This is a genomic window from [Lactobacillus] timonensis (assembly GCF_900240275.1).
Classification (GTDB): Bacteria; Bacillota; Bacilli; order Lactobacillales; family Lactobacillaceae; genus Limosilactobacillus; species Limosilactobacillus timonensis.
Window position 1 is genome coordinate 648,012 of sequence record NZ_LT964761.1, and the last position, 15,972, is coordinate 663,983.

The window sequence follows — 15,972 nt, forward strand, 5'->3', positions numbered from 1 at the left end:
ACTACCTAATATTTGCTTCTTGCATGGTATAATTGCCTGTGATCGCTTTAATACAATATTTTTATGAAATGAGGAACGTTTTAATTGGATAACGATCAAATACTAATCAACTTCGGTATTATTATCGTTACGTTTATCTTTGCCGCCTTCTTTGTTGCCGCTGAATTCGCCCTGGTTCAGGTGCGGGTCACCGCCCTCCAGGACATGCAAAACAAGCGCGACAAACCGTCAAAGAAGATCGAGCAGGCCATCAACATGGTGACTAACCTCACTGAATACCTGTCGACCACCCAGGTGGGAACCAGTGTCTGTGGAATCATCCTTGGCTGGGTCGGGGAAGAAACCATCGAATACCTCTTGGCCGACCTGCTTAACTTACCGCAATTGCCGCTCAGCAGTAGTGCAGTGCACGCTATCAGCGCCGTCGTTGGTGTCCTGGTCTTGACCTACTTCGAAGTGGTGCTGACGGAAATTGTGCCGAAAAACATAGCGATTGACCTGCCGATGAAGATGATGATGCTGGTAGTCACCCCACTGCTCTACTTCCACGTCATCTTCTACCCATTCGTTTGGTTGCTAAACACGTCGGCCAACGGCATCGTCCGTCTCCTCGGTCTGCAGCCGGCTGACGAAAATGACGAGGTACTCTCGCAAAGTGAAATTATTAGTCTGTCACGTAACGCCGTTCGTGGCGGCGAGATGGACCGCAACGACCTGGTTTACATGGAGCGGACCTTTGACTTTACCGACAAGGAAGCTCATGATGTGATGGTCGACCGGACGCGCCTATCAGTCATTGACGTCCGTGCCAGCCTGCAGGACGCGCTCGACATGTACGTGCAAACCCACTATAGCCGGCTGCCAGTCGTAGCCGACCACGATAAGGACAAGATCCTCGGCTACGTCTTTAACTACGACCTAATCCGGCAAAACCGGGTCAACCCGAACGTCCCGTTGACGAAGATCATTCGTCACCTGCCAACCACGCCGGAAAACACGCTGATTACCGACGTCTTGCAACAAATGATCCGTACCCGGACGCCAATGGTGGTGGTCGTTGATGAATACGGGGGCACTTCGGGGATCGTTACCGACAAAGATATTTATGAAGAACTCTTCGGAACCGTTCGTGATGAAATCGATAATGTTTCTGACGACATTATCCAAAAGAACGATGATGGTACCTTTAACGTTGCCGGTAAGACAACAACTTACGACTTCGAACGTTACTTTGGCGTTGACTTTGAAGAATTCGAAAAAACTGAGGCGGTTACGTTATCAGGCTATCTCCTGGATGCCCACCCGAAAATCCACGAAGGCAGTCAGGTTAAGCTGCATAACTTCCTAATTACGGTAACGAAATACGAAAACTCCTTCATCCTCTGGATGAACGTTAAGGAGATCTCTGAAGATCAGGAAACTGCCAAGCAATCAGACGATGACCATCTGCAGCAATAAAAGCTTATCAATATTACCACTTGCTAAGTGGTGTACAATATTATTAATTGTTATTTTATGAAGTAAAGAGGGCTAACAATGTCAAAAATCTACATCTTGTTCATCTCAATTGAAGGCAACACCCGCTCTTTCCTAACCCGGCTGGCTGCCTTTGCTAAACAACAGCACAGCATCAACCCTAAGAACCCGGTGATTGAGCTAAAGGAAATCACCGACCAAACTGTCCCAGCAGCGGAAAAAGAACCGTTCTTCGCCTTTGTCCCAACCTACCTTGACGGTGGCAACGGGATCGATTCCGGCTATACTGAGTTAATGACCAACGCGCTGGGTGAATACATTGCTTCAAACAGCAACGTCGACCACTGCCTCGGAGTTGTCGGTAGTGGCAACAAGAACTTCAACGAACAGTATTGCCTCACCGCACGGCAATACGCATATGAGTTCAAGGTTCCTTTCCTGGCCGACTATGAACTGCGCGGCACTTCTGAAGACGTTGAACGAATTTACGGTATCCTGAGCAAGGAAGTTGCTAAAAAAGAACAATAAGACACAAACAGGGCGAGCTGAACTCGCCCTTTTTTTGATTTCAGTTAGCAAATCATTTTCTAATATTATGCCGTTACGCAACTATACTTTTGCAGAATTTACGGAGAAGTGGCATTAACTTTATCAACATCAGGATCATTTTGGACAAGGTGTAGTTTGTAGTCAGCATCTAATCTCTACCGGCATATCCAATTCCAGTTGCCAATCTGCAATATCCGTAAAGATGACAAAAACACCTTTAGTCCGCTGGCCACCACCAGTTACTAAAAGTGTTTTTAAGTTTATTTTTAATTCTGATCGTCCGTCTTCCCAACCGACTGGACTATTCCGGCGCAAATGACCCAGGTAATACCGTAGTGGTCAACCAGGTAGCCCATCTTGCCGCCCAGCTGGTGGGGACCAAATGGCAACGTGACCCGTTGCAAGTCGGAGCTAGCCAGCTGATCAAATAGTTGTTCTGCTGCCGCCATGTCATCCCCAAAGTCCAGAACTAATGCGACCTGTGAAGACGACTGGGGTTCGCCCATCGTGGCATCGGCACAGATAATCACCTGGCCAGCGATGCTGAATTCCGCATGAGCAGTCGTATTTTCCAGGTTATCCACCTGGATGCCAAGACGCTCTAACTGCTCTTCCGTCATCGGTTGGCGGAAAAGGACCTTCGCGCCAAATTCTTCCTGATAATATTCAAGCGCCTCCTTCGCGTTCTTGAAAATCAGAAATGGGAAAAATCGTGTACTCATAACTTCCTCCGTTCTTAACGGGGACAATTATAGGGATAAATTAGCAATCCGTCAAACGAATGCTAATTTTTGTCGCATCTCCTGCCTCATCTTATTGCCATTCGCCATTGTCTTCATTATAATAGAACGATTGACTATCATTATTACCAGGAGGTTTCTTTATGAATAAGACTGCTAAGCACAGTGGTTTCCTTATTATGGGGATTTTTCTGCTTGGTACCTGCATGCGGACACCAATCACCTCAATCCCTTCCATTATTAACGAAATTGCCCAGGCTTTCCACGTCCCGGCAACCAGCTTGGGGATTCTCACTACCATTCCGTTGATCTGTTTTGGTCTCTTTTCAGTAACCGTTAATTGGTTGAGCTCGCGGGTTGGTAACGAAATGGCCATCAGCTGGGCCCTCGTCCTCCTCTTCGTTGGCTGCATTCTCCGGGCGGTTAGTTACCCCCTGTTGCTCCTCGGGACGGCTTTAATCGGTATCGGGATCACCTTTATTAACGTCCTCTTACCAGCCATTATTACCGAAAACCTTCCCACGAAAATCGGCGGGATGACCAGCCTTTATAACGTCGCTTTGGCCCTCTCCAGTGCCATTGGTGCCTACGCCATCACTCCCGTGGCTGCTGGCTTTGGCTGGCGGCTAGCGGTCAACGCCCTTGCCTTTATTCCGCTCGTTACCTGGTTCTTCTGGTTACCAAATCTCCGCTTCAACCACGTGGACAAAGAGCAAACCACCCAGGGTGTCAGTATGTGGCGCAACCCACGGGCCTGGGCGCTCCTCGTTTACTTCGGCGCTTCTTCGTTCGTTTTCTACACGACTGTTGCCTGGCTGCCATCCATCGCGGAAAGTGCCGGCATCAGCCACAACTCTTCCAGCCTAATTGCCGGCCTCTTCCAACTCTTTTCTATCCCGGCCGCCTTCCTGGCACCGCTGTTGGCAACCCGGGCTAAGCGCCGTCAGCCAATCGTCTTCGGGTTGGGGCTGCTCAGCTTTATCGGGGTCGTAATGATGCTGTTGCCAGTTGGTTCAATGTTTTACTACGTCATCATCAGCCTCTTATTGGGGCTAGGCATTGCCGGAACCTTCGCCTTTATCATGACAATCTTTGGGCTGAAAACAAACAACCCTGCCGATACCAGCAGTTTATCCGGGATGGTGCAATCGCTCGGTTACCTAATTGCTGCTATCGGTCCCGTCATTACCGGTAAGTGCAAAGCGCTCACTGGCAACTGGGTGACAAGCGAGATCATCGTTCTCGTCGTCATCGCCCTGTTTGTTGGAGCGGGGCTCTTCGCTGAGCAGAAAGACAAAATTTACTAAGTCGTCAATCGTCGGTCTGAAGTGCAACAAAAAAGTTAGACAAAGTTGAGAAAATTAGACTGATAAGGTATGCGTCCGGTATTCAACCGGGCTCATACCTTTTGTTTTTAAAGAGATTCGGTGGTAGTTGTAGAAGTGAAGGTAGTCTTGGGAGATGGCCTTCAGTTCTTCCAATGAATGGCATGGTGGATAACCATGCAATAATTCTGTCTTGTAAATATGAAAGAAGCTCTCGATTGGCGCATTATCCAAGCAGTTTCCCTTACGGGACATGCTTTGGATAAACTGGTGGCCCTTGAGCTTTTCAACGTAGTAAGGGAGCTGGTAATGCCAGCCTTGATCAGAGTGGATAACAGGCTTCGCATTGGCTGGTAGTTTAGTTAATAATTCGTTGAGCGTGGCGGTAATCAAGCCCCGGTCCGGATGATAACTCATTTGGAAGGCCAGGTTCTCTTTGGTAGCTTCATCGGTAATCGCGGAAATATAGGCCCAGTGTTGGTCTGCTAAGCGAACTTGCGTCACGTCAGTGTGGAGGACTTGGTAAGGTTTTTTCGCGTCAAAACTTTGGTTGAGATAATTTGGGGCAATCTTACCAACAGTACCAGCATACGAGGAATAACCGCCGTTGCGGTGTCGGTTATATAGTTTCACCTGGACTTTAAGCTCCTTCATCAGCTTAATGATGGTTGCATCAGCGAGGTGAATTCCTTCATCTTCCAGCAAGGCGCTTATGCGCCGATAGCCATAGGTAAACTGATCACGGACCTTTCCTTGATTGGCGAGCTTTTGGATTAATTGCTTAACGTATTCGTACTTATCCTGGTGATTAGCAATCCGTTTACGCTCGTCATATTAAGTAGCACGCGGAAGATTCAATACTTGAAGGAGCTCACTGACAGCATAACGGTCCCATTTGGGAATTGCCTTTTGATCAGCCCTAATTTGATCGATTATTTCCGTTTTTTGACGGGCTTTAAGCGACCAAACAGGGCGATAGATTTTTTTGTGACGTCACGCTCCAGCTTGAGATCATGGTTCTCTTTCTTGAGTTGACTGACCTCCTCACGGAGCCGTTCAAGTTCACTTTGATCTTTAAGATGACGTAAATGTTTTTTAGATGATTTAATGCCCATTTTGGGTGGCCGTCCTTTCCGTCGTGGTTGGAGGCCAGCCAACCCCTCCTGGTCAAAAGCCTTGCCCCAGGCGGAGATCTGACACGCGTTAACGTCAAACTTAGCCGCAACCTCGATCATCGACATTTCATGAGTATGATAATAGTCTATCACGGTCAGTTTGAATTCAGCGGTAAAGGAACGTCTAGTCCGCCGCGGTTTAAGGGTATTAACTCCAGATAACTTAAATCTTTGAACCCACTTTCTAATCTCACTAGCAGAAAGACCATACTGGCGACTTAATTCCACGGAAGATTGGCCATCAAGATATTTTTGGACAATCTCAGCTTTCAGTGTTGGTGAATATTTAGTCAAAAAAAGTACCTCACAATCGTTAGATGATTTTGTCTAACAATTATGGGGCACTTCAGTCACTTACCGGCGATTTTTTGTTGGATCTGTTTTGCCAACCCACCGCAGTTGTTTAAGCGGCAGTCGGCGGTAATGACGATGGTCCTTCAAGACCAGCATGGTATCGTCATATCCGGCTACCGCCCCGTCAAAGGCCTGGACGACGTGATTGCCATCAAGGACGTTTAATTGCACGTGAACCGGGTGCTTCTTCTGCCAGGCGATAGTCAAACGGCGGTCAATTTCTGCTTCTGCTAACTGCGGTTGCTCTAATTCCGGCTGACGTTTAGCGTCCCGCCTTAGTGCTGAAGCATGGTCAGAAAGAAAAAAGCCCTGCCATTTCAGCATCCCCCGGTCATGGTAATCATAGGAAAAAAAGCGCTGGGCAATCCGTTCTGCTTCCTTCAGTGAATATTTGGGTGCTTTAACCACTTAGCTTCCTCCTCCCGAACAAATGTTCGTATGATATTCTACCATTTTTGGTCCCAACAGCAAATTTTTTCTGATCTATACCAATTTTTTTAACCCGTTTCCCCTCACCACCGTAAAACTTGTTAGCGCACTCATACCGCTATTTATCGGCAATTTTAGGCCTTGTTTAGTGATGCACAATGACCATTAGTCGGTATATAATACAGTTGTAATTTTCGTTTTGACCTTATAAAGGAGTGAATGGTTTTGGCAGAAAACAAAGCAGTGATTACCTTGTTCGGGGCAGCCGGCGACCTGGCTCAACGCAAGCTGTACCCATCATTATTCAAACTCTATCAAAAACATTACTTGGGCGAACACTTTGCCCTTTTGGGAACTTCCCGTCGGCAAATCAGCGACGAAGACTTCCAGGAAATGGTGCGTCAATCGATTAGCTCGATTAAGGAAACGGCAGACGGCCAAGCTGAGAGCTTCGTTAAGCACTTCTTCTTCCAGTCACATGACGTTACTAAGCCGGAGCACTACGTCGTTCTTGGCAAGCGGATCGCCAAACTGGAAGAACAATTTGATACCGAACACAACCGTCTCTTCTACATGTCGATGGCTCCACAATTCTTCGGTACGATTGCCATTAACTTGAAGAAGCAAAACTTGTTGTCTGACAACGGCTTTAACCGCCTGGTTATTGAAAAGCCGTTCGGTCGCGACTTTGACTCCGCAAAGAAGCTTAACGACGAACTGACGCAGACCTTTGACGAAAACCAGATTTTCCGGATCGACCACTACCTTGGTAAGGAAATGATCCAGAACATCGAAGCACTGCGCTTTGGGAACACCATCATCGAGTCACTGTGGAACAACCGTTACATTGACAACATTCAGGTCACGCTCAGTGAAAAGCTGGGGGTTGAAGAACGAGCTGGCTACTACGACCAATCCGGTGCCCTGCGTGACATGGTTCAAAACCACGTAATGCAGATTGTCGCCCAGCTAGCGATGGAACAACCAGTGGCCTTTACTGACAGTGATGTCCGGGTTGAAAAGATCAAGGCCTTGCGTAGTCTACGCCTGTACACCCCATCTGAAGCAGCAGCCAACTTTGTGCGCGGCCAATACGATGCTGGTGACAATAGCACTGCTTACCGTAAAGAAGACGGTGTTGATCCTCACTCGGCAACCGAAACTTTCGTTGCCGCTAAGTTGTTATTCGACAACTACCGCTGGTCTGGCGTACCGTTCTATATCCGAACAGGGAAGAAGATGGCCGACAAGTTTACCCGCATCGACGTTGTCTTCCGCAAGCCATTAATCGACATCTTTGCCAACCCGCGGATGAAGAGCGACCAATCACTGAAGTCCAACGTGTTGACCATCTACGTCGAACCAAAGTCTGGTTTCGCACTGCGGGTTAACGCCAAGAGTGCCGGCCAAGGCTTCACGACAACCCCTGTCGACCTTAGCTTCCTGCAGAGTTCGGCCGCTAAGGAAGAAGCGCCGGAACCGTACGAACGGCTTTTCCACGACGCCCTAGAGGGTAACCACACTAACTTTGCTTCGTGGGCTGAAATTGCCTACGCTTGGAAGTTTGTCGACGTCATCCGCAAACTCTGGGATATTGAAGACCCACAGTTTCCAAACTACGTCCCTGGTTCAATGGGACCGGCCGCATCCGACGAACTGCTGGCCCGCGATGGTCGCCAGTGGGTTTACCGGCTCAACCGTTAACTTTTAATCGAAAATACAAAGTGAACAACCCTCAAGCTGTTAGACAGACCTAACAATTTGAGGGTATTTTTATAACGAACTATTCAGCACAATCCAAAAAGGACTACTTTTGGCAATTTAATAATTGGGGCTGTAACATAATTCCCTTGTCCTATGCTAAAAGTTAACCGGCGGTACAACAATGGCCCCTAACGTTCTGGCAAAGCCGAACGCTAGGAGCCTATTGTTGCTCGCTGGGGTGGCAGATAGCCTAGCTGCGCGTCGTGACGACGAAGTCATAAACGACTTCCGCGTTAGAACCGTTCAAAAACGAAATCGTTCTGATTGCTGTTTCATGGTTTGTCACGCTCACTTTAGGAATAATTGGCCTGTATCCTATATATAGAACAATATTGATGAACTAACTAGTCTAGTCCTTGATCAACAACAGGTTGTTAGTCACAGCAAATTAATTCACTGTAGTTTTTAACTAGACCAATCGCCAACCGAGCATTTTTCAACTTCATTCACGGAATTTACTTTAATTCACAAAGATATGCACAAGGTTAATCGATTAACCTAAAAATGTGCGTTTTAAAAGTTAATATTTCTTATGTATTGTCTGAATTTTTATTGATTTAGCGCTTTCTTCGCCTTAAACTTAAAAACAAGACCAATCGATCAATGTCATAAGGGAGGAGAAAATATGATTGTGTCGTGGTGGGGCGCCCTCATCGGGTTAGCCATTGCTATTATTCTGATTCTGCGTAAACTTGACGCAGTTTATTCGTTGTTTATCGGGGCGATCATCGGTTCACTAATCGGTGGTGCCAGCCTCTTGCAGACCGTTAACATCCTGGTTAAGGGTTCCCAGTCAGTAATGGGGACCGTTGTCCGGGTGCTGGCCGCTGGTGTCTTAGCCGGGGTCATGATGGATTCCGGTGCTGCCGATACCATTGCCCGGACCATCGTTAACAAGATGGGGGACCGGATGACGATCCTCGCACTTGCACTGGCCACGATGGTGATCACCGGGGTGGGTGTCTTCATTCCGGTGGCCGTCTTAATTGTGGCCCCGATTGCGCTGGAAGTTGGTCAACGTAGCCACATTTCCAAGCTGTCGCTGTTGGTCGCCCTGTCTGGTGGTGGGAAAGCTGGTAACATCATTTCACCAAACGCCAACACCATCGCTGCCGCTAAGGGGTTCGGCTTGAACCTGAGTCAGGTAATGATCGCTGACTTCATTCCGGCCGTTGTTGCCCTGTTCGTCACGGTTCTTGTCGCTTCACTGATCAAGCACAAAGGTGACCCGGTTGTTGCTTCCGACCTGGAAGACGATGCCACCCCTGACGTTGCTGAAGATGAACTGCCATCACTTGGCGCCTCGTTGGTAACCCCAATCGTCGCAATCGTTTTACTGTTAATCAACCCAATTGGGCAGATTTGCCACGTTGAGTGGATGAGTAAGATTAACCTGGACGCTACTTACGTTCTGCCAATTGCCGCCATTATCGGGGCATTGGCAATGCACAAGGCTAAGAACCTGGAAGAATATGCCAAGACCGGGATGATCAAGATGACGCCGGTAGTGATGATTCTGATCGGTGCCGGTGCGATTGGGGCAACAATTACCGAATCAAGTTTGCCACAGCTGCTCATCAACGCCATTAAGGTCAGCCACATTTCCGGGGTCTTCCTCGCACCACTGTCTGGTATCTTGATGGCTAGTGCGGCCGCATCTACTTCCACCGGTGTTATCCTGGCTACCGGCTCGTTCTCCAAAGCCATTCTTGGTTTCGGTGTTAACCCGCTGGCTGCCGCTGCGATGGTTCACACTGGTGCAATTGTCTGCGACCAGCTGCCACAGGGGAATTACTTCCACGTTACGGCTAACGCCATGCACATGGACATCAAGCAACGGTCACAGGGTATTTTATACGAAGCCATCTGTGGTGGTTCAGCTTGTTTGACCGCTACTGTTCTGTACGGTTTCCTGCACTTGATTTAATTGTCTGTTCATTAGAATAGGAGAGATCACGATGAAGTTTGTCATTGCGCCGGACTCTTTTAAGGGTTCACTAACTGCAAAAGAAGTTGCTGACGCTATTAAAAAGGGTGTTTCCCGCGTTTATCCTAACGCTGACTATGTCATGGTTCCAATGGCTGACGGCGGTGAAGGAACCGTTCAGTCATTAGTCGATGCTACCCACGGTCAGCTGATCCACAAGAAGGTTCATAACCCGTTGAACCAACTGAGCGATGCCTACTACGGAATACTCGGTGACGGGAAGACCGCGGTGATCGAAATGGCCCAGGCTTCTGGGATCCAATACGTCGACGAAAACACCCATAACCCGCTGATCACGACCACCTACGGGACGGGGGAATTAATGCTGGACGCGATGGACCATGGTGTATCAGCCATTATCATGGGCATCGGCGGCTCTGCCACTAATGATGGTGGTGCCGGGATGGCTCAAGCCCTAGGTGCTCACCTCTTAGATAAGGAAGGTAAAGAACTTTCCTTTGGTGGTGGAGCCCTCGACCAGCTGGATAAGATTGATGTTTCAGCAGTTGACTCACGGGTCGCTGACACCAAGATCCTGATTGCTTCAGATGTTACCAACCCGCTGACCGGGAAGGATGGTGCTTCGGCCGTCTTCGGACCACAAAAAGGTGCCACTCCGGAAATGGTCAAACAGCTCGATAGCAACCTCCACCACTACGCCCAAATCATTAAGCGCGACCTAAAGAAGGATATCGAAATGAAGCCGGGTGCTGGTGCTGCCGGTGGACTCGGAACCGGACTGATGGCTTTCACCAACTCCGAAATGAAGCTTGGGATCGACATTGTTGTTGAATACACCAAGCTGAAGGAACAGGCTGCGGGTGCTGATTACGTCTTCACGGGCGAAGGTGGCATCGACTTCCAAACCAAGTTTGGTAAGACACCTTACGGGGTTGCCAAGGCCACCAAGAAAGTTGCGCCTAATGCCCCAGTCATCGTTTTGGCCGGCAATGTCGGTGAAAAGATCGACTCGCTTTACAGTAGTGATGCCATGGACGCTATTTTTGCTACTCCCGCTGGCGCCAAGAGCCTGAAAGATGCGATGGCAGACGGTCCACATGATATCGCGCTCACTGCTGAGAACATCGCACGGCTGATTAACGTTATCAGCTAGCCTCATAAGATTTTGGCAAAGTAACCGTTTATTACGGCAAGAGGGTTGTGAGATAATTCCTCTTATTCACACTAAAAGTTAACCGGCGGTACAACAATGGCCTCTAACGTTCTGGTAAAACCAAACGCTAGAGGCCTATTGTTGCTCGCTAGGGCGGCAGATAGCCTAGCTGCGCGTCGTGACGACGAAGTCATAAATGACTTCCGCGTTAGCACCGTTCAAAAACGAAATCATTCTGATTTCTTTTTCACGGTTTGTCACGCTCACTCTTTTTTACCAGTTTTGTGATTTCTTGCGCGATCGCCGTATTGGATACAAGTTCGGATATACCAACTACTCATTCGTCTTTTAAAGAATAAATTCTACTAGTTTGTGCATCTTTTCTCAAATTGTTGTGTCGTTACCAGCGAAATTTGTTATAATCTGGTTGTACATTGTTAAAGAACATAAGGAGCGTGAATTTGATGTCTGATCAAAAAGCACAAATTGGTGTTGTTGGTTTAGCTGTCATGGGTAAGAACCTGGCCTTGAACATTGAAAGTCGTGGGTTCACTGTTGGTGTCTACAACCGTCACCGTAACCGGACTGACGAAATGATGAAGGACCACAGCGACAAGAAGCTGATTCCTAGCTACACCATTGAAGACTTCGTTAACAGCTTGGAGACTCCTCGTCGGATTCTCCTGATGGTAAAGGCTGGTGCCCCAACCGACGCAGTGATCGACGAACTACTGCCACTGCTTGACAAGGGGGACGTGCTGATTGACGGTGGGAACACTAACTTCCACGACACTATGGCACGGAACGCTAAGCTGGACAAGTCTGGCATCAACTTCATCGGCATGGGTGTATCCGGTGGTGAACTGGGTGCCCTCCACGGCCCATCCCTGATGCCTGGTGGCCAGAAGGAAGCTTACGACCTGGTTGCCCCAATTCTGACTCAGATCGCTGCCAAGGCCGAAGATGGCAAGCCATGTGTTGCTTACATCGGGCCTAACGGTGCTGGCCACTACGTTAAGATGGTTCACAACGGTATCGAATATGGTGACGAAGAGCTGATCGACGAAAGCTACAACATCATGCGGAACGTCCTTGGCCTTAGCGTTGATGACATGGCTAAGATCTTCAAGGAATGGGATAAGGGTGAACTTGACAGTTACCTGATCAACATCACGGCCGACATCCTGACTCGTAAGGATGACCTCGGCGAAGACAAGAGCAAGCCGATTGTTGACATGATCCTCGACCGTGGTGCTAACAAGGGTACTGGTAAGTGGTCTTCAGAAACTGCCCTCGATGGTGGCGCACCACAATCAGTAATCACCGAAGCCGTTTACGCTCGTTACATCTCAATGATGAAGAAGGAACGGGTTGCCGCAAGCAAGGTTCTCCCTGCTGACGTTGAAAAGGCCGTTATTGATAACAAGGACGAATGGATTGAAAAGATCCGTCAAGCCCTCTACTTCGGTAAGGTTATGTCATACGCTCAAGGATTCGAACAAATGCGGATCGATTCCGAACGCTACGACTGGAACCTGCAATACGGTGAACTGGCTCAGATTTGGCGTGAAGGCTGCATTATTCGTGCACAATTCCTGCAGAAGATTACCGATGCTTTCGAAAAGGACCCGGCAATCAAGAACCTACTTCTTGATGACTACTTCAAGGACATTGCCAAGAAGTACCAGAAGGCTATCCGTGATGTCGTTGCTCTGGCCGTTAAGGCTGGTATTCCTGCACCTGCCCTGGCAGCTGCTATCAACTACTACGACTCCTACCGTGCTGAAGTGCTGCCAGCAAACTTACTGCAAGCACAACGTGACTACTTCGGTGCCCACACGTACGAACGTGTTGACCGCCCAGGTAACTTCCACTACAGCTGGTACGAAGAACAATAATTTACTCCTCATGAGCGCTAAAAAGGCGGCTGAAGCAATTCAGCCGTCTTTTTTGCTCAATTTTTGGTGCCACTTTCATCAGTGGTATATATGTTCACAAAGTCATATCTGAATTTACTTTATCTTTTCTTAACCTAGACCAATTAATGAATGTTTATAGTTTTGGCAATTGGGATAATTACCGTTTAACCATTGAGGCGCCTATAATAGCAACGATTGCACAAATTGGCTAGTCCATTTGTTGAATTGGTCTAGTTTTTATTTTGGCGTTAACCTTTTCGAAATTAGTTGTTGACTTTCCTTCGTAAGTCAGGCATCATTGGCATCGTCAAAACGAATCAAAAAATTGGTCTGGTTAATCAGACTTTGTTAACTCTTTTGGAGGATATTATTATGCAACCATTAAATATTAAAGTTTACTCTGACGGTGCCGTCATTGAAGATATGCAACGGATGTCGCAAATGGACTACCTGAAGGGCTTTACCACTAACCCTTCCCTGATGAAGCGAGCAGGGATTACTAACTACATGGAATTCGCTACCAAGGTCGTTAATGAATTCCCTGACTACAGTATTTCCTTTGAAGTCTTCAGCATGGACCCGCAGACAATGGCTCAGGAAGCACGGATCCTGTCATCACTGGGCGATCAGGTATACGTAAAGATCCCGGTTATTAACGACCAGGGCGAAATCAACAGCGAACTGATCCACCAGTTGTCTTCTGAGGGAATCAAGGTTAACGTCACGGCAATCACCACCACCGCTGAAGTCCAAGCAGCCGTTAACGCTCTTGATCCGGAAACACCATCAATTATCTCCATCTTCGTTGGCCGGGTGGCTGACGCCGGGAACGAATGGCGCAACTTCGTCGTTGACAGTGCCAAGATTACCCACCAACTGCCAAATGCCGAATTACTGTGGGCTTCCACCCGTGAAGTTGGTAACATTTTCGAAGCACAAGCGCTGGGCTGTGACATCATCACCGTTCCACCGGCAATCCTGGAAAAGTTCAATTCCAAGCGTGGGCTGTCACCAATGGAAATTTCTGTTAATACTGTCAAAGGTTTCAACAAGGATATTGCTGCCCTTGGGTTCAGTATCCTTGACGACAGCATGGTCCACGCCTAAGGAGGTCAGTAGTTAATGACCAAGCTTGACACCACTCAGCTGGCCAAGCAGTCAATTTGCCAACGGTCAATCGACACTCTCAAAATGTTAGGGGTAGAAATGATCGAGCAAGCCAACAGCGGCCACCCCGGGATCGTTCTTGGGGCGGCCCCTCTTGTTTATAGCCTCTGGGAGCATTTTTTATCATTCAATCCCCGGGAACCTCGTTGGTTCAACCGCGATCGCTTTGTTCTTTCCGCCGGCCACGGTTCCGCACTCCTGTATGCTCTGCTATACATGAACGGTTTTGATTTGACAATTGACGACCTGAAGGCTTTTCGCCAGTTAGATTCTAAGACACCGGGCCACCCAGAATACGGGCACACGCCTGGCGTGGACGCAACGACCGGGCCGCTCTCCCAGGGACTAGGAATGGCCGTTGGAATGGCAATGGCCGAAAAGCACCTTGCTGCCGTATACAACCGCCCAACGTTCCCGGTCATCGACCACTTTACCTACGCCCTCGTTGGCGATGGCGACCTGGAAGAAGGACTCAGTCAGGAGGCTATCAATCTGGCGGGACACCTTCCATTGCGCAAGCTAATTGTCCTTTACGATTCCAATGACGTTTCTCTCGACGGCCCCCTCAGCGATAGCTCCAGTGAAAACGCCGCTCAGCGTTTCCGGGCGGCTGGTTGGGACTACCAATTGGTCAATAACGGCAATGACATCGAATCGTTGGATACGGCCATTGCTCACGCCCAACGCTCAGATAAGCCGTCGCTTATTGAAGTGAAAACGATCATTGGCGAAGGGACGCCGCTTGCCGGTACCAATAAAGTCCACGGGGCGCCCTTAGGCCACGATAACTTGGTCCAGTTGAAGAAGAGCCTGGATTGGCAGTTAGCGCCATTCCAGGTGGATGAGGACGTTTACAACCACTATGATCACTTTATCAACCAGAAGATTTCTGCCTATCACGATTGGCAAAAGCTGTTCCATACGTATCAGGAACAGTTTCCAAAGCTAGCTGTCAGCTTGCTTGATAACCAACTACGTCTTCCTTCAAAGTCAGTGGTATTTAAAGCTAGCGAAATGATTGCCACGCGGAATGCCAGTTCGACCATCATGCAAGCCCTTGCCACAACTAACCCCAACTTCTGGGGTGGTGCGGCTGACTTAACAGCTTCCAATAAGACTTACCTTATTGGTTGTGGCGACTTTACTGCCACCCATCCTCAGGGGCGCAATATCCACTATGGTATTCGCGAATTTGGAATGGCAGCAGCTGCTAACGGCATTACCCTTCACGGCGGTTCGCGGACCTTTGTCTCAACTTTCCTGGTTTTCAGTGACTACCTCAAGGCAGCAATTCGTCTAGCCGCCCTTATGAAGGTGCCGACCACCTACGTCTTCTCCCATGATTCGATCGCTGTGGGTGAAGATGGGCCAACTCACGAACCGGTCGAACAAATCACCGGTTTGCGCGCCATCCCGGGAATCAATGTTTTCCGACCAGCCGACGCTAACGAAACCCTGGCATCCTGGCAGACGATCGGTCAAATCACTGACCAGCCAGCTGTCCTGGTTACCAGTAGGCAAAAGCTACCAGTCATGGCGGAAACAGCTAATAGCCAAGAAAAAGTCGCTCGTGGCGGTTACGTGATCTCACCAGCTAAAGTAACGGCTGAAGGGTTGCTGATCGCCTCTGGTTCAGAAGTTTCTCTCGCCATCCAGGCTCAGCAAGCGCTGCGGCAAATGAACCATGATGTCGCGGTAGTTTCCATGCCGTGCCTGGAACTCTTTAACCGCCAACCAAACGAATACCGTCAAAAAGTCTTGCCGCCAACGGTTACCAAACGAGTCGCCATCGAAATGGGTACCGGCTTTATTTGGAACCAGTATGTGGGCACTGGCGGCAAAATCATTAGTGTTGATTGTTTCGGCCAAAGTGGTGACGGTCCAACCATCGCCGCTAATTATGGCTTCACAGTCGACAACGTCGTCAACACTTACCTGTCACTCAACTCCTAAGACCATTCCTATTCAGACAT

The 15,972-nt window shown here is 48.6% G+C and carries 12 protein-coding genes and 1 pseudogene; 9 read left to right on the forward strand and 4 right to left on the reverse strand.

Annotated elements, in window-relative coordinates; all coding sequences use genetic code 11:
* The first annotated feature begins 84 nt into the window (after positions 1 to 84).
* Together C1710_RS03140 and nrdI are read left to right on the forward strand one after the other, a co-directional pair.
* Positions 85 to 1,458 carry a hemolysin family protein gene (locus C1710_RS03140; protein ID WP_102279932.1) on the forward strand — a complete coding sequence of 458 codons (1,374 nt, stop codon included), beginning with the start codon at positions 85 to 87 and terminating at the stop codon, positions 1,456 to 1,458.
* Positions 1,459 to 1,536: 78 nt separating this feature from the next.
* Positions 1,537 to 2,004 carry a class Ib ribonucleoside-diphosphate reductase assembly flavoprotein NrdI gene (nrdI, locus tag C1710_RS03145; RefSeq protein ID WP_102279935.1) on the forward strand — a complete coding sequence of 156 codons (468 nt, stop codon included), beginning with the start codon at positions 1,537 to 1,539 and terminating at the stop codon, positions 2,002 to 2,004.
* 287 nt (positions 2,005 to 2,291) lie between these two features.
* Here nrdI and C1710_RS03150 read toward each other — a convergent pair whose 3' ends face one another.
* A complete protein-coding gene (locus C1710_RS03150) occupies positions 2,292 to 2,747 on the reverse strand; it encodes a VOC family protein (RefSeq protein ID WP_102279938.1) in 456 nt (151 codons plus the stop codon).
* A 161-nt stretch (positions 2,748 to 2,908) separates the two neighbouring features.
* Between C1710_RS03150 and C1710_RS03155 the strand changes: the two genes are divergently transcribed.
* Positions 2,909 to 4,072, forward strand: a complete 1,164-nt coding sequence (locus C1710_RS03155) for a CynX/NimT family MFS transporter (RefSeq protein ID WP_102279941.1) — start codon at positions 2,909 to 2,911, stop codon at positions 4,070 to 4,072.
* Positions 4,073 to 4,126: 54 nt separating this feature from the next.
* Here C1710_RS03155 and C1710_RS03160 read toward each other — a convergent pair.
* From C1710_RS03160 to C1710_RS03170, 3 genes and pseudogenes are all read right to left on the reverse strand, one after another.
* Positions 4,127 to 4,912: pseudogene (locus tag C1710_RS03160) on the reverse strand (IS3 family transposase); the annotation flags it as partial.
* Between the two features lie 110 nt (positions 4,913 to 5,022).
* Entirely contained in the window at positions 5,023 to 5,559 is a 537-nt protein-coding gene (locus C1710_RS03165; RefSeq protein WP_102279943.1) for a helix-turn-helix domain-containing protein, read from the reverse strand.
* 60 nt (positions 5,560 to 5,619) lie between these two features.
* Positions 5,620 to 6,027, reverse strand: a complete 408-nt coding sequence (locus tag C1710_RS03170; RefSeq protein ID WP_102279945.1) for a hypothetical protein — start codon at positions 6,025 to 6,027, stop codon at positions 5,620 to 5,622.
* A gap of 240 nt (positions 6,028 to 6,267) precedes the next feature.
* On the opposite strand from C1710_RS03170, the gene zwf reads away from it, so the two are divergent.
* From zwf to tkt, 6 genes are all read left to right on the forward strand, one after another.
* On the forward strand, positions 6,268 to 7,752 hold the full coding sequence (gene zwf, locus C1710_RS03175; RefSeq protein ID WP_102279948.1) for a glucose-6-phosphate dehydrogenase: 1,485 nt from the start codon (positions 6,268 to 6,270) through the stop codon (positions 7,750 to 7,752).
* Positions 7,753 to 8,437: 685 nt separating this feature from the next.
* The gene (locus C1710_RS03180) at positions 8,438 to 9,739 is read left to right on the forward strand and encodes a GntP family permease (RefSeq protein ID WP_102279950.1); all 1,302 of its coding nucleotides are present in this window, start codon (positions 8,438 to 8,440) and stop codon (positions 9,737 to 9,739) included.
* A 31-nt stretch (positions 9,740 to 9,770) separates the two neighbouring features.
* Positions 9,771 to 10,913 (forward strand): glycerate kinase family protein, encoded by a 1,143-nt coding sequence (locus C1710_RS03185; protein WP_102279953.1) that lies wholly within the window; start codon positions 9,771 to 9,773, stop codon positions 10,911 to 10,913.
* 464 nt (positions 10,914 to 11,377) lie between these two features.
* Positions 11,378 to 12,811 (forward strand): NADP-dependent phosphogluconate dehydrogenase, encoded by a 1,434-nt coding sequence (gene gndA / locus C1710_RS03190; RefSeq protein ID WP_102279955.1) that lies wholly within the window; start codon positions 11,378 to 11,380, stop codon positions 12,809 to 12,811.
* Between the two features lie 393 nt (positions 12,812 to 13,204).
* On the forward strand, positions 13,205 to 13,939 hold the full coding sequence (locus tag C1710_RS03195; protein WP_102279958.1) for a transaldolase family protein: 735 nt from the start codon (positions 13,205 to 13,207) through the stop codon (positions 13,937 to 13,939).
* A 15-nt stretch (positions 13,940 to 13,954) separates the two neighbouring features.
* On the forward strand, positions 13,955 to 15,952 hold the full coding sequence (tkt, locus tag C1710_RS03200; RefSeq protein ID WP_102279960.1) for a transketolase: 1,998 nt from the start codon (positions 13,955 to 13,957) through the stop codon (positions 15,950 to 15,952).
* Positions 15,953 to 15,972 lie beyond the last annotated feature (20 nt).

What these genes read in the sequence shown, in the direction of transcription:
- C1710_RS03195 (WP_102279958.1), top strand. Translation starts at nt 13,205, where the DNA reads ATGCAACCATTAAATATTAAAGTTTACTCTGACGGTGCCGTCATTGAA.
- C1710_RS03180 (WP_102279950.1), top strand. Translation starts at nt 8,438, where the DNA reads ATGATTGTGTCGTGGTGGGGCGCCCTCATCGGGTTAGCCATTGCTATT.
- C1710_RS03150 (WP_102279938.1), bottom strand. Translation starts at nt 2,747, where the DNA reads ATGAGTACACGATTTTTCCCATTTCTGATTTTCAAGAACGCGAAGGAG.
- gndA (WP_102279955.1), top strand. Translation starts at nt 11,378, where the DNA reads ATGTCTGATCAAAAAGCACAAATTGGTGTTGTTGGTTTAGCTGTCATG.
- C1710_RS03155 (WP_102279941.1), top strand. Translation starts at nt 2,909, where the DNA reads ATGAATAAGACTGCTAAGCACAGTGGTTTCCTTATTATGGGGATTTTT.
- zwf (WP_102279948.1), top strand. Translation starts at nt 6,268, where the DNA reads ATGGTTTTGGCAGAAAACAAAGCAGTGATTACCTTGTTCGGGGCAGCC.
- nrdI (WP_102279935.1), top strand. Translation starts at nt 1,537, where the DNA reads ATGTCAAAAATCTACATCTTGTTCATCTCAATTGAAGGCAACACCCGC.
- tkt (WP_102279960.1), top strand. Translation starts at nt 13,955, where the DNA reads ATGACCAAGCTTGACACCACTCAGCTGGCCAAGCAGTCAATTTGCCAA.
- C1710_RS03185 (WP_102279953.1), top strand. Translation starts at nt 9,771, where the DNA reads ATGAAGTTTGTCATTGCGCCGGACTCTTTTAAGGGTTCACTAACTGCA.